The organism is Pseudomonas sp. L-22-4S-12 (genome assembly GCF_009799935.1).
Classification (GTDB): domain Bacteria; phylum Pseudomonadota; class Gammaproteobacteria; order Pseudomonadales; family Pseudomonadaceae; genus Aquipseudomonas.
This window is the reverse complement of record NZ_WELL01000001.1, coordinates 211,626-224,632: the sequence shown is the minus strand read 5'-3', so window position 1 is coordinate 224,632 and position 13,007 is coordinate 211,626. Positions and strand designations below refer to the sequence as shown.

11 protein-coding genes and 1 tRNA gene are annotated in these 13,007 nt (G+C 65.2%); 8 read left to right on the top strand and 4 right to left on the bottom strand.

Going from position 1 to position 13,007, the window contains the following annotated elements:
- Positions 1–154 precede the first annotated feature (154 nt).
- From gabD to F3I16_RS01040, 3 genes are all read right to left on the bottom strand, one after another.
- Positions 155–1,606 carry an NADP-dependent succinate-semialdehyde dehydrogenase gene (gene gabD, locus F3I16_RS01050; protein ID WP_160491939.1) on the bottom strand — a complete coding sequence of 484 codons (1,452 nt, stop codon included), beginning with the start codon at positions 1,604–1,606 and terminating at the stop codon, positions 155–157.
- Positions 1,607–1,920: 314 nt separating this feature from the next.
- Complete coding sequence (locus F3I16_RS01045) at positions 1,921–2,934, bottom strand: AraC family transcriptional regulator (RefSeq protein ID WP_160491938.1); 1,014 nt, start codon at positions 2,932–2,934, stop codon at positions 1,921–1,923.
- Entirely contained in the window at positions 2,927–3,106 is a 180-nt protein-coding gene (locus tag F3I16_RS01040) for a hypothetical protein (protein ID WP_160491937.1), read from the bottom strand. The genes F3I16_RS01045 and F3I16_RS01040 overlap by 8 nt, the downstream gene beginning before the upstream one ends.
- Between F3I16_RS01040 and F3I16_RS01035 the strand changes: the two genes are divergently transcribed.
- The 7 genes from F3I16_RS01035 (at position 3,105) to F3I16_RS01005 (ending at position 9,979) form a co-directional block, all read left to right on the top strand.
- Positions 3,105–4,160, top strand: a complete 1,056-nt coding sequence (locus tag F3I16_RS01035; protein ID WP_160491936.1) for a fatty acid desaturase — start codon at positions 3,105–3,107, stop codon at positions 4,158–4,160. The two genes, F3I16_RS01040 and F3I16_RS01035, sit on opposite strands and share 2 nt — an antisense overlap.
- A gap of 48 nt (positions 4,161–4,208) precedes the next feature.
- Positions 4,209–4,934 (top strand): NAD(P)H-dependent oxidoreductase, encoded by a 726-nt coding sequence (locus F3I16_RS01030; RefSeq protein WP_160491935.1) that lies wholly within the window; start codon positions 4,209–4,211, stop codon positions 4,932–4,934.
- Entirely contained in the window at positions 4,931–5,095 is a 165-nt protein-coding gene (locus F3I16_RS01025) for a rubredoxin (protein ID WP_160491934.1), read from the top strand. The genes F3I16_RS01030 and F3I16_RS01025 overlap by 4 nt, the downstream gene beginning before the upstream one ends.
- Before the next feature lie 57 nt (positions 5,096–5,152).
- Positions 5,153–5,229 (top strand) — tRNA-Arg (locus F3I16_RS01020).
- 489 nt (positions 5,230–5,718) lie between these two features.
- Positions 5,719–7,266, top strand: coding sequence for a class I adenylate-forming enzyme family protein (locus F3I16_RS01015; protein WP_160491933.1), 1,548 nt, complete (start codon positions 5,719–5,721; stop codon positions 7,264–7,266).
- A gap of 13 nt (positions 7,267–7,279) precedes the next feature.
- Complete coding sequence (locus tag F3I16_RS01010) at positions 7,280–8,440, top strand: acyl-CoA dehydrogenase family protein (RefSeq protein WP_160491932.1); 1,161 nt, start codon at positions 7,280–7,282, stop codon at positions 8,438–8,440.
- Between the two features lie 240 nt (positions 8,441–8,680).
- The gene (locus F3I16_RS01005) at positions 8,681–9,979 is read left to right on the top strand and encodes an MFS transporter (RefSeq protein ID WP_160491931.1); all 1,299 of its coding nucleotides are present in this window, start codon (positions 8,681–8,683) and stop codon (positions 9,977–9,979) included.
- Here the strand turns inward: F3I16_RS01005 and F3I16_RS01000 are convergent.
- Positions 9,943–10,914 carry a LysR family transcriptional regulator gene (locus tag F3I16_RS01000; RefSeq protein WP_160491930.1) on the bottom strand — a complete coding sequence of 324 codons (972 nt, stop codon included), beginning with the start codon at positions 10,912–10,914 and terminating at the stop codon, positions 9,943–9,945. The two genes, F3I16_RS01005 and F3I16_RS01000, sit on opposite strands and share 37 nt — an antisense overlap.
- Positions 10,915–11,278: 364 nt before the next feature.
- Here F3I16_RS01000 and F3I16_RS00995 point away from each other — a divergent pair, with 364 nt between their 5' ends.
- Positions 11,279–13,006 carry a DUF1302 domain-containing protein gene (locus F3I16_RS00995; RefSeq protein WP_256670081.1) on the top strand — a complete coding sequence of 576 codons (1,728 nt, stop codon included), beginning with the start codon at positions 11,279–11,281 and terminating at the stop codon, positions 13,004–13,006.
- Position 13,007: the final 1 nt, after the last annotated feature.

The following is a 13,007-nucleotide window of genomic DNA, read 5'->3' as shown; positions in this document are numbered from 1 at the left end:
TGACGATGGGGCGGGGCCTGGCAGCTAACGATGATCGAACTGCCAGGCTCCTGCCGATTCGTCTGCAGGGTTCGCCGGTGCCACCACCGGAAACGCCGACGCCGGGTGACCACGGCTCCTGCCTGTCACCCGACACCCACGGAAATCAGTTAACTCAGATACCGCCGAGGCACAGGTACTTCAATTCCAGGTAATCCTCGATGCCGTACTTGGAGCCTTCGCGACCCAGGCCGGAGGCTTTCACGCCGCCGAACGGCGCCACTTCGGTGGAGATCACCCCGGTGTTGATGCCGACCATGCCGTACTCCAGCTTTTCCGCCACGCGGAACACGCGGCCCAGGTCGCGGGCATAGAAGTAGGAGGCCAGGCCGAACTCGGTGTCGTTGGACATGGCGATCACTTCGGCCTCGTCCTTGAAGCGGAACAGCGGCGCCAGCGGGCCGAAAGTCTCTTCCTTGGCCACGGCGGCATTGTTCGGCACGTCGATCAGGATAGTCGGCTCGAAGAAGCTGCCACCCAGGCTGTGCGGCTTGCCGCCGGCGACCAGCTTGGCGCCTTTGCTGATGGCGTCCTCGATGTGTTCCTGGACCTTGGCCACGGCCTTGTTGTCGATCAGCGGGCCGGTGGTGGTGCCGTCTTCCAGACCGTTACCGATCTTCAGCTTGGCCACGGCGGCTTTCAGCTTGTCGACGAAGGCGTCGTACACGCCGTCCTGAATATACAGGCGGTTGGCGCAGACGCAGGTCTGACCGTTATTGCGGTACTTGGAGATCAGCGCGCCTTCCACGGCGGCATCCAGGTCGGCGTCGTCGAAGACGATGAACGGCGCGTTGCCGCCCAGCTCCAGGGACACCTTCTTGATGTCCTGGGCGCATTCGGCCATCAGCTGGCGACCGATTTCGGTGGAGCCGGTGAAGGTCAGCTTGCGCACGATCGGGTTGCTGGTCAGCTCGCCGCCGACTTCGCCGGCGCTGCCGGTGACCACGCTGAACACGCCAGCCGGAATCCCGGCCTTCTCGGCCAGGGCGGCCAGGGCCAGGGCGGAGTACGGGGTCTGCGAAGCAGGCTTGAGCACCATGGTGCAGCCGGCGGCCAGGGCCGGGCCGGCCTTGCGGGTGATCATCGCCGAGGGGAAGTTCCACGGGGTGATGGCCGCGGTCACGCCGATCGGCTGCTTGAGCACGATGATGCGCTTGTCCGGCTGGTGGCCGGGAATGGTGTCGCCATAGATGCGCTTGGCTTCTTCGGCGAACCACTCGAGGAAAGAGGCGGCATAGGCGATTTCGCCCTTGGCTTCGCTCAGCGGCTTGCCCTGCTCGATGGTCATCAGGCGGCCGAGGTCGTCCTGGTTTTCCATCATCAGTTCGAACCAGCGGCGCAGGCGGTTGGCGCGATCCTTGGCGGTCAAGGCGCTCCAGGCCGGCAGGGCGCGCTCGGCGGCTTCGATGGCACGACGGGTTTCCGCGCGGCCCATTTTCGGTACATGGCCGATGATCTCGCCGGTGGCCGGGTTGTTGACCGCGATGGTCTGGCCGCTGTCGGCGTCCAGCCACTGACCGTCGATATAGGCTTGCTGGCGGAACAGCTGGGCGTCTTTCAGTTGCATCTTGTTCTCCTGGTAAGGGCGCCGAGGGGCAGGCAGCACAGCAGCGATTCGCAAGGACGAGGTGCCGGCGTTTGAAATGTCAAACGAATGCTAGGGCCGGCGTCGACAAAGGGCAAGAGCTATGTTCGATAAAACCAACGAAATAACCAAAAAGTATGAGAGACGGCCTGTGCCCGGGGCTTCCCCCGCTTTTCCATTGGCGCTCAGTCGCCCCCAGCCTTCCAGCCGCGCCGGCATGAGTCGGCGCAGTGACATGGCTGTTCGATATTAAGAACAGGCCTCTGGCGGCGCCCTGTAGTGTTTTCCACCCCGCGCTACAGCACCTGGCGCAGCCCTTCGCGGTACTGGCTGGGGCTCTGTCCGCTCCAGCGCTTGAAGGCCCGGCTGAAGCTGCTGCTGTCGGCGAAACCGAGCAGGTAGGCGACTTCGCTGATCGAGCAGTCGGCCTCACCCAGGTGCTGCAGGGCCAGGGCATGGCGGGTCTCGGCGAGCACCTGTTCGTAGCTGCTGCCTTCCTCGCTGAGGTGGCGCTGCAGGCTGCGCAGGCTCAGGTGCAGGCCGTGGGCCAGCACCTCGGCGGAGGGCTCGCCATTCGGCAGGCATTGCTCCAGGGCGCGGCGCAGGCGGCGGCCGACGGTATCCGGCTGCAGGGCGTCGAGGCGTTTGCGCAGCACCGCCTCGTTGTGCGCGGCCAGCTCCGGGTTGCCGTCATCCAGCGGGCGGTCGAGGTCGGCGCGGGCGAAGCACAGCACGTCCTCGGCCGCGGCGAAATGCACCGGCGCGCGGAACACCTCCAGCCACGGCTGCGGATCGGCCGGCGGTGGCCGGCGCAGGTGCACGGCCAGCGGCGCATAGCTGCGCCCCAGGCGATTGCGGCAGGTGCGCACGTAGATGGCGGCGAAGGCATCGATGGCTTCGGCGGCCGGTGCCGAGCCGCCCGGCGGCAGGCGGAAATGCAGCTCGCAGCTGTCGCCGACATCGCGCAGCTCCAGCGCCAGGGCATCGCTGACCACCCGGTGGTAGCGCACGATGCGCTCGAAGATCTCGCGCAGGCTGCCGCTGGCCATCACCGCCATGCCCAGGGCGTGGAAGGTGGTCGGCGCCACGTGCCGCGAGGTGTTCAGGCCCAGCGCCGGGTCGCCACTGGCGGCCACGGCCAGCTGCCACAGGCGGGTGGTGGCCGACAGCGGATAACGCGCGTTGGCGTCGTCCAGCAGTTGCGGGTCGAGGCCGGCCTCGCGGCACAGCGCGGCGCTGTCCAGGCCGAGACCGTCGAGTTGGCGGCGCAGGGCGCGGGTCCAGCTGGCCAGGGTGGAGGCTTCAGTCATGCAGGTTGGCATTCTCGGTCAACAGGTTGGCGTTATGGGTCAGGCGAGGGCGGCGACAGGCGCGCACAGTAGCCTGGACGATTTCCCACAGACGTTTGCCCACAACAGTCCGCATGCCGACCCGCTGCCCCGCATGGCAACGCTCGGCGAACAGAGAAGAGGATGCGTGCATGACCCCGACTCCTGCAAGCCATCAGCAGCGCTCCGCGCATATCCGCAGCCAGGTGCTGGCCCGTGGCGAAGAATTGCGCCAGCGCTACCCCATCCTGCAGCATCAGGACGCCCTCGGTGCCGGCATCCTGGCCTTCGCCCTGGCCGGCATGCTCGGCAGTGCCTGGCTCTACCTGGACGGCGCCATCGCCTGGTGGGCGTGCCTGCTGGCCAACGCCTTCTTCGCCTCGCTGACCCACGAGCTGGAGCACGACCTGATCCACTCCATGTACTTCCGCAAGCAGCGCGTGCCACACAACCTGATGATGGCCCTGGTCTGGCTGGCGCGGCCGAGCACGATCAACCCGTGGATCCGCCGCCACCTGCACCTCAACCACCACAAGGTGTCCGGCAGCGAGAGCGATATCGAGGAGCGCGCCATCACCAACGGCGAGCCCTGGGGGCTGGCCCGCCTGCTGATGGTCGGCGACAACCTGATGTCTTCGCTGATCCGTCTGCTGCGGGCCAAGACCTGGGCGCAGCGCAAGATGATCGTCAGCCGTACCCTCAAGGGTTATGCGCCGCTGGGCCTGCTCAACTGGAGCACCTGGTATGTGTTCCTCGGCTTCCACCTGCTCGACTTTGCCGCCAGCGCCGCGGGCGCGCCGATCACCTGGTCGGCCACCACCCTGAGCCTGATGGACGGCGTCAACATCGCCGTGATCGTACTGGTCGGGCCCAACGTGCTGCGCACCTTCTGCCTGCACTTCATCAGCTCGAACATGCACTACTACGGCGACATCGAGGCGGGCAACGTGATCCAGCAGACCCAGGTGCTGAATGCCTGGTGGCTGTGGCCGCTGCAGGCGTTCTGCTTCAATTTCGGCAGCACCCACGGCATCCACCACTTCGTGGTCAAGGAACCCTTCTATATCCGCCAGCTCACCGCACCGCTGGCGCACCAGCTGATGCGCGAAGCCGGCGTGCGCTTCAACGACTTCGGCACCTTCGCCCGCGCCAACCGCTGGCAGCCGCTGGCCAAGCCCGCCGCCGCGCCGGCCCGGCAGGCGGCCTGACCTCTCCCTCGGGGGCCGCAATGGCCCCGCGTTCTTCTGGAAGTTTCGATGAATATCCTGATCGTCCACGCCCACCCCGAGCCGCAGTCCTTCTGCACGGCGATGAAGGACCTCGCCATTGCCACCCTGCAGCAGGCCGGGCACCGCGTGCGGGTCTCCGACCTCTACGCGATGAACTGGAACCCGGTGGCCAGCACCGCCGACTTCACCCAGCGCAGCAACCCCGATTACCTGGTCTATGCCCTGGAACAGCGCGAGGCGGTCAAGACCGGCAGCCTGGCGCCGGACATCGCCGCCGAGCTGGACAAACTGCTGTGGGCCGACCTGCTGATCCTCAACTTCCCGCTGTTCTGGTGCTCGGTGCCAGCCATGCTCAAGGGCTGGATCGACCGCGTGCTGGTGTCCGGCATCTGCTACGGCGGCCTGCGCTTCTACGACCGCGGCGGCCTGGCTGGCAAGCGCGCACTGCTCAGCTTCAGCCTCGGCGGCCAGGCGCATATGTTCGCCGACGAAGATGCCGTGCATGGCGACTGGGAACCCATGCTGCGCCCCCTGCAGCGCGGCACCCTGGCCTACACCGGGCTCGGCGTGCTGCCACCGTTCGCCGCCTGCCACGTGCCCTACATCGTCCAGCAGGCGCGCGAAGAGATCCTCGACCAGTACCGCGACTACCTGCAGCGCCTGGATCAGGTCGAGCCGCTGACATTCCCCTCGCTGGCCGACTTCGATCGCCAGCTGCAGCCGCTGGCTAATAAGGAGCAGGTGCCGGCATGAAGACCTGGATCTGTGTGATTTGCGGCCTGATCTACGACGAGTCCAGCGGCTGGCCGGACGATGGCATCCCCGCCGGCACGCCCTGGGCCGAGGTGCCGGAGGACTGGCTGTGCCCGGACTGCGGGGTGAGCAAGGCCGACTTCAGCATGCAGGAGCTCTGAGCCCGACCACACGCATGGACGCCCGCGCGGCGGATGCGTATGATGGCGCCCCGCAACGCACTCGTAGCTCAGCTGGATAGAGTACTGCCCTCCGAAGGCAGGGGTCGTGGGTTCGAATCCCGCCGAGTGCGCCAAACAAAATAGAGGGCTTAGGTGAAAACCTAGGCCCTTTTGTTTTGGCTCCGTACCCGTTACGCGTTGCATCCGTCATCGAGCTTTAGTGGGAGCGGATTTATCCGCGATAAACAGGCCGCTCGGAGCAGGCCCCGATCGCGAATGAATTCGCTCCCACGAACAGTCAGCCGCCCGCGCCAACATTTGCCCTGTACGAGCCCTGCGGGCGGTTCTATCCATGATCGGGCCGCGAGATGGGCGCATCTTTCGCGGCTAAAACCGCCGCCACACAACAGTCAACAGTGCCGCAATACATAACGGGTACATGGTCTTTGTTTTTGGGCTGTGCCTAAACCGTGCCTTAAGGCGGCTCCAGCCTTAAACATTTTCAGGGCGAGGGATACATACCTATTCAAAAGCGGCATGGCCTGCATCGGACTGTTGTATTAGTTGTCACCAAGTTCGGCTGGCTAGCATCGGCACACTTATCCTGCCGGTGAGAACAACAAATGAACTTAGGTAAGATCATCAGCCGCAGTGCATTGTATTGGCCAGACCGCGAAGCCCTGGTCGACTCTAAACAACGCATCACCTTTGCCCAGCTCGAACTGCGCACCAATCGCCTCGCATCCGGCCTGCAAACACTCGGCCTGCCCCAGGGCTCGCATGTCGCCATACTGGCGCCGAATCGGGTGGAACTGGCCGAGGCGGAAATCGCTTTCTACAAGACCGGCATGGTCAAGGTGCCGATCAACGCCCGCCTGTCCCTGGATGAAATCATCCAGGTGCTCGACGACTCCCACAGCCAGGCGGTGATCGCCGACGGTCGTTTCGCCGCCGCGCTCAAGGCCCGCCGCGCGGATGTGCCGCGCCTGCAGTGGATCGTTTCCCTCGACGGAGAGAGCGGCGACCTGAGCTACACCTCCCTGCTCGAACGCGGCAGCGAGGCGCCGGTACACTGCGATCCGGCCGACGACGCGCTGGCCGTACTGCACTACACCTCCGGCAGCTCCGGCGTGCTCAAGGCCGCCATGCTGACCTACGGCAACCGCAAGGCGTTGATCCGCAAGAGCATTGCCAGCCCGACCCGGCGCGCCGCACCCGGCGACGTGATGGCCCATGTCGGTCCGATCACCCATGCCAGCGGCATGCAGATCATGCCGCTGCTGGCGGTTGGCGCTTGCAACCTGCTGCTGGAGCGCTACGACGACCAGCTGCTGCTGGAGACCATCCAGCGTGAACGGGTAACCCGCCTGTTCCTGGTGCCGGCGATGATCAACCGCCTGGTCAACGTTCCCGAGGTCGAGCGCTTCGATCTCTCCAGCCTGCGCCTGGTGATGTACGGTGCCGCGCCCATGGCGCCGGCGCTGGTCAAGCGCGCTATCGCGGTGTTCGGGCCGATCCTCGCCCAGGGTTACGGCGCCGGCGAGACCTGCTCGCTGGTCACCGTGCTGACCGAGCAGGACCACCTGATCGAGAACGACGACTTCAGCCGCCTGGCCTCCTGTGGGCGCTGCTACTTCGAGACCGACCTGCGCGTGGTCAACGAGCAATTCGAGGACGTCAAACCCGGCGAGATCGGCGAGATCGTGGTCAAGGGCCCGGACATCATGCAGGGCTACTGGCAGGCCCCCGAGCTGACCGCCGAGGTGATGCGCGACGGCTACTACCTCACCGGCGACCTGGCCACGGTGGACGAGCGCGGCTATGTGTTCATCGTCGACCGCAAGAAGGAAATGATCATCTCCGGCGGCTTCAACATCTACCCGACCGAAGTCGAGCAGGTGCTGTACAGCCTGCCACAGGTGTTCGAGGCGGCGGTGGTCGGCGTACCCGACGAACAGTGGGGTGAAGCCGTGCGCGCGGTGGTAGTACTCAAGCCGGGCGAAAGCCTCAGCGCCGAGGCGATCATCGAACACTGCGGCCGCAGCCTGGCCAGCTTCAAGAAGCCGCGCGCGGTGGACTTCGTCAGCGAGCTGCCGAAGAACCCCAACGGCAAGGTGGTGCGCCGCGTGATCCGCGAAGCGTACTGGCAGAACAGCGAACGACGGATCTGACGGGGATATGCACATGATCAAACCAAGCGAGAAAGCCAGCCAGATCATCGAGGGTATCCAGGGCTTCGTCCGCGACGAGCTCACCCCGCTCGCCGAGCGCGAGGGCATCCTCTGGGGCGAGCCGGTGGCCAAGCCAGTGCTGCGTGAAATATGGCGGCGCTCCTGCGCGCTGGGCTTCTACAACACGATGCTGCCGGAGAGCCTTGGCGGCGCCGGGCTCAGTGTCGCCGACCTGTGCGCGGTCAAGGAGGCGACGGTGCTCACCGGCTCGCCGCTGGCCCCGCACGTACTCGGCGAGCTCTCGGGGCCGCCGCGCATCGGCCACCTGTTTCGCGTTGCCAGCGACTTTCAGGTCGAGGCCTTTCTGCGCCCGGTATGCCGCGCCGAAAAGGCCGTGTGCTTCGCCCTCACCGAGGCCGAGGCCGGCTCCGACGCCGCCGCCATCGGCACCACGGCCCGCCGCGAGGGCGAGCACTATGTACTGAGCGGCGCCAAGCGCTACATCTCCGGCGCGCCCTATGCCGACCTCGCCGTGCTGCTCGCGGTCACCGGCCCGGGACGCGGCGCGCAGGGCATCTCGGCGTTCTTCGTCGACCTCGGCGCAGAAGGTGTGCGGGTCGAGAGCGACTACTCGGTGATGTCCGGCGGCGGCGCCCACGGCAACATCGTGCTGGAAGACGTGCGGGTGCCGGTGGAAAATCGCATTGGTGAGGAGGGCGAGGGCTTCAAGCTGGCCATGGGCCGCATCACCCTCAATCGCCTGCTGCACTGCCCGACCATGCTCGGCATGGCCGGCCTGGCGCTGAACCTGTCGCTGGACCATGCGCGTACGCGCAAACAGTTCGGCCAGCCGATCGCCATGTTCCAGGCCATCAACCACATGCTCGCCGACATGGCCACCGAGCTGTATGCCGCACGCAGCATGATGTACGCCACTGCGGCGCAGAACGACGCCGGCGGCGACATCAAGGTGCAGGCGCCGATGTGCAAGCTGTTCGCCTCGGAAACCGCCTTCCGCATCGCCGACAGGGCGGTACAGATCCACGGCGGCGCGGGGCTGATCAAGGGCCACCCGGTGGAGTTCCTGTTCCGCGCCACGCGCATGATGCGGGTACTCACCGGTACCAGTGAAATCCAGCGCAACACCATCGCCAAGGGCATCCTGATGCCCTGATGAGGTCGCCCAAGAACCTGTTTAGGGTCTTCTGGATTAGAGCCAGACAAGGCGCTACGCCAGTAACAGCCTCCGGCTGGTCAAAACGCCGAGGAAGCGGAGTTTACGAGCTGTAAATGAGCATTCCGAGGCTGTTTTTAACGCCGTATGGCCGACGGCCAGGAGATCGTAAACAGGTTCTAAGGGATCGTCCGCCAGGGAAAGCCGGCGGTCCTCCCACAACAATAAAAGAGAATTCCCATGATCCGAGAAGACACAGCCTTCCGCCCCCGTACCGCCTGGACTATCGCCTTCCTGCTGGCCTTCATGATGCTGGTCAACTTCCTCGACAAGGTGGTCATCGGCCTGGTCGGGGTGCCGATGACCAAGGAACTGGGCCTGACCCCCACCGAGTTCGGCCTGATCGGCGGCGCCCTGCACTGGCTGTTCGCCGTTTCCGCCGTGGTCGGCGGCTTCCTTGCCAACCGCCGGCCGACCCGCACCCTGCTGTTGGGCATGGGCCTGTTCTGGTCGCTGATCCAGCTACCCATGCTGTTTGCCAGCTCGTTGTGGATGATCGTTGCCTGCCGGGTGCTGCTCGGCATCGGCGAAGGCCCGGCCTCGCCGGTGGCCACCCACGCGCTGTACAAGTGGTTCCCCGATGATCGCCGCAGCCTGCCGGTGGCCCTGCTCCACTCCGGTAGCGCCATGGGGCTACTGGTGGCGGGCGCGATGATCCCGTGGATCAGCCTGAACTACGGCTGGCGCACCAACTTCGCGGTGCTGGCGGCCATCGGTGCGGTCTGGTGCGTGCTGTGGCTGCTGCTCGGCCGTGAAGGCACCCTCGACAGCCTGCGCGCCGGCCAGCGGCCGGCGGACAGCCACCGGCTACCCTACCGCCGCCTGCTCGCCGACCGCAGCGTGCTGGGCAACTATGTCTGCCATTTCGCCGCCAACTGGTCGCTGGCGCTGACCCTGACCTGGGTGCCCAGCTACCTGGAGATCGGCCTCGGCCTCGATCCGCTGAAGACCGGACACATGTTCGTCCTGTTCGTGGTGGTGACCACGCCGCTCAGCCTGTTCATGGCCTGGCTGTCGCAGCGCCTGCTGCGCAGCGGCATACCGTCGCGCCTGGCCAGGGGGGCCTTCGTGTCCGTGTGCCTGATGGCCGGCGGGCTGTTCTCGGCGGCGCTGATGCTGCAGGAGCTATCGGTCACCGTACGCATCATCAGCCTGACCCTGAGCGGTGGCCTGGCGCTGGTGATGTACTCGGTGGGGCCGGCCATGCTCGGCGAGTTCACCCCCAGCAGCCAGCGCGGCGGCATCCTCGCCATCGGCAACGCAGTCGCCTCGCTGGCCGGTCTGTCGGCACCGGTGATCACCGGCCTGCTGGTGCAGGGCGCCGGGGCCGACCATCCGCAAGGCTATGCCCAGGGTTTCCTGGTCTGCGGCGGGGTGATGGTGGTGGCGGGTCTGATCGGCCTGTTCAGCATGAACCCGCAGCGCTCGCGCGAGCGCCTGGCTCAGGACGAGGCGCCGGGCGCCTGCTCGCGGGCCTGAATCTCCTCGCCCTTGGTGCGTTCGATCAGGCTGCCGCGCCAGCGGCCGCCACGCACCAGATCGCCCAGCAATGCGCTGACCAGGTCGCGCATGCACGAGGCGGCGAACGACAGCGGTTTGTGCACCGAGTAGGCGATGGATACGGTGCGGGTGATGCGCGGCTCGACGATCAGCCGCGCTGCGGTCGATTCGTATAAGTCTGCCAGCGGCGGCCAGTTGCAGATGGTCGCCGCCAACCCGGAGCGCACCAGGCCGGCAATACCCGGGGTGGATTGCTGCTCATAAACCACGTTGAGCGTCACCCCGGCCTCCATCGCCGCCTGCTCGATACGCCGGCGCAGGTGCAGCGCTCTGGGCGCCATGACCAGGCGCGTGGCCGCGGCCTCGGCCAGGCTGATCGGCGTGCCGCTCTCACTCGCCGAGCCCGGCCCCACCCAATACAAGTCCTCGGTGAAGATCGGCTCGGCAATCACATGCTCCAGCTCTTCGGCATTGGGCAGTACACCAAAATCCACCTTGCCCAGCTCGATGGACTGGCCACCCTCGCGGGTCAGGCCGTCGCAGATGGTCAGGCTGATGGCAGGAAACTTTTCCGCCGCCCGACGGATGATTTCCGGCAGCAGCAGCGCCGAGACGGTAGCCGGAATCGAGATGGCTACATGGCCCTTGGGATTGCCGCGGGTGGAGGCCAGTTCGTCCTTGACCGAGTCGAGTTTCTGCACCACCGAGCGGGCCACCTCATAGAGCCGGCGGCCGGCATCCGTCAGGGCCACGCCATCGTGCTGGCGCTCCATCAACTGCATCTCCAGCTCGCTTTCCAGCAGGCTGATCTGCCGACTCAGCGCCGGCTGGGCGATGTAGGACCGCCGGGCGGCGGCGGAGAAGCTACCGGCTTCGGCGATGGCAATCAGGTAACGGAGCTGCTTGAGGGTCATGCGGTTCTCTCTGGCTATGCCGAAGCGTTATAGCAACTATCCGAAGACACTATTTGTGGGGCTTTTAGAGCCCCCCTAGTATCGCCTAAACCCTAAAGCAAAGGGAGCGTCGAGCAACAGGCGTTACCGTGCAAAACAATAAGATCTGGTAACCAGGCAAACTTTCAGAGCGCAAAGTCATGCTGCCGAATATATGCGACTTGCAACTCTGAAGTTTCCTTAGGCGAATACTGGAAACTTACAAAACTTATTGTCCCTGCACGTGAAAATTAATTTCACTCAACAACAAAGAGGACAATGAGTGATGAGATTCAAGCTGCGCGGCATTATCAAACCGCCGTTTCTTCTGCTGCCCCTGAGTTGCATGATCGGCAACGCCATGGCGGTTGGTTTCCAGCTCGGTGAAATCGACGGGCAACTGGACTCCTCCCTGTCCATCGGCACCAGCATCTCCACCGCCAACCCCGACCCCGAGCAACTCAACAGCGCCACCGGCGATGATGGGCGGCGCAACTTCCGTTCCGGCGACGTCTTCTCCGGCATCTTCAAGGGTAGCCACGACCTGGAGCTGAGCCAGGGTGACGTCGGCCTGTTCCTGCGCGGCAGCTACTGGTACGACTATGTGCTGCGCGACCAGGAGCAGCGCTTCAATAATGTGGAGGACAGCAACCGCAAGCTCTCGGCCAAATCGGCCGGTGCGGAACTGCTCGACGCTTTCGTCTACTACAACTATGACCTCGCTAATCAGCCCGGCTCGGCCCGCCTGGGCAAGCAGGTGGTGAACTGGGGCGAAAGCACCTTCATCCAGGGCGGCCTCAACACGGTCAACCCCTACAACCTGTCGGCACTGCGCCGTCCGGGTGCCGAGGTGAAGGAAGGCCTGGTGCCGGTGAACATGTTCTATGTTTCGCAAAACCTCAGCGAGTCGATCTCCGGCGACTTCTTCTACCAGCTGGACTGGGAACAGACCCAGCTCGACAACTGCGGCACCTTCTTCTCCAGCAACGACTTTCTCGCCGACGGCTGCGACGGCCTGGATGTTGGTGCCGTACTCACCGGTAATGCCGCAGCGGTTGCGGCGTTGAAACCCTATGGCGTAAACCTCACCGACGAGGGCATCCGCATCCCCCGCGCCAAGGACCAGGACGCGCGTAACAGCGGGCAGTGGGGTCTGTCGCTGCGCTGGTTTGCCGCAGAACTGGACACCGAGTTCGGTGCCTATGCCGCCAATTACCACAGCCGCCTGCCCTATATGGGCACGATCAACAGCCCGTACTACAACACCGCCGTGGCAGGGCTGGGGGCCAGCCTCAACGGCGCCCTGCGCCTGGGTACCTCGCAGTACGTCGCCCAGTACCCGGAGGACATCCGTCTGTACGGCCTGACGTTCTCCACCAATCTGGACAGCGGCACCGCCCTGCAGGGCGAGGTCAGCTATCGACCGAACCTGCCGGTACAGCTCAACGGCACCGACATCATCCAGTCGCTGCTCAACAGTCCCGCGCGTTCGCCGCTGGTCGCCGAAGGCATCCGTCCGCCGCAGGAAAATGCGCTGTTCAATGGCTACCGGCGCAAGGAAGTCAGCCAGGCCCAGGTTACCGCCACCCACTCCTTCGCCCAGGTGCTGGGCGCCGATCAACTGGTGGTGGTCGGCGAGGCCGGCGCGACCTGGGTCGGCGGCCTGGAGGGTATCTACGGCCCGCGCTACGGCCGCAGCGGCACCTATGGCAGCGGCGTGCTGGCCAGCGGTAACTGCGCAGCCATCTCCAAGACTCCCGAGCACTGCAACGACGACGGCTTCCTCACCCGTTTCTCCTGGGGCTACCGCCTGCGCAGCAGCCTGAGCTACCCGAACGCCATCGCGGGTATTGACCTGCGTCCCAACCTGTCCTGGCAGCATGACGTCGACGGCAACGGCCCTGGCGAGGGTTCGGCCTTCAACGAAGGCTCAAAGGCCATCAGCGTCGGCCTCGACGCGTCGTTGAACAACACCTACAACGCCAGCCTGGCAATCACCGACTTCATCGACGGCGATTACGGCACCCGCGGCGATCGCGACTATGTGTCGATCAGCTTCGGCGTCAACTTCTAAG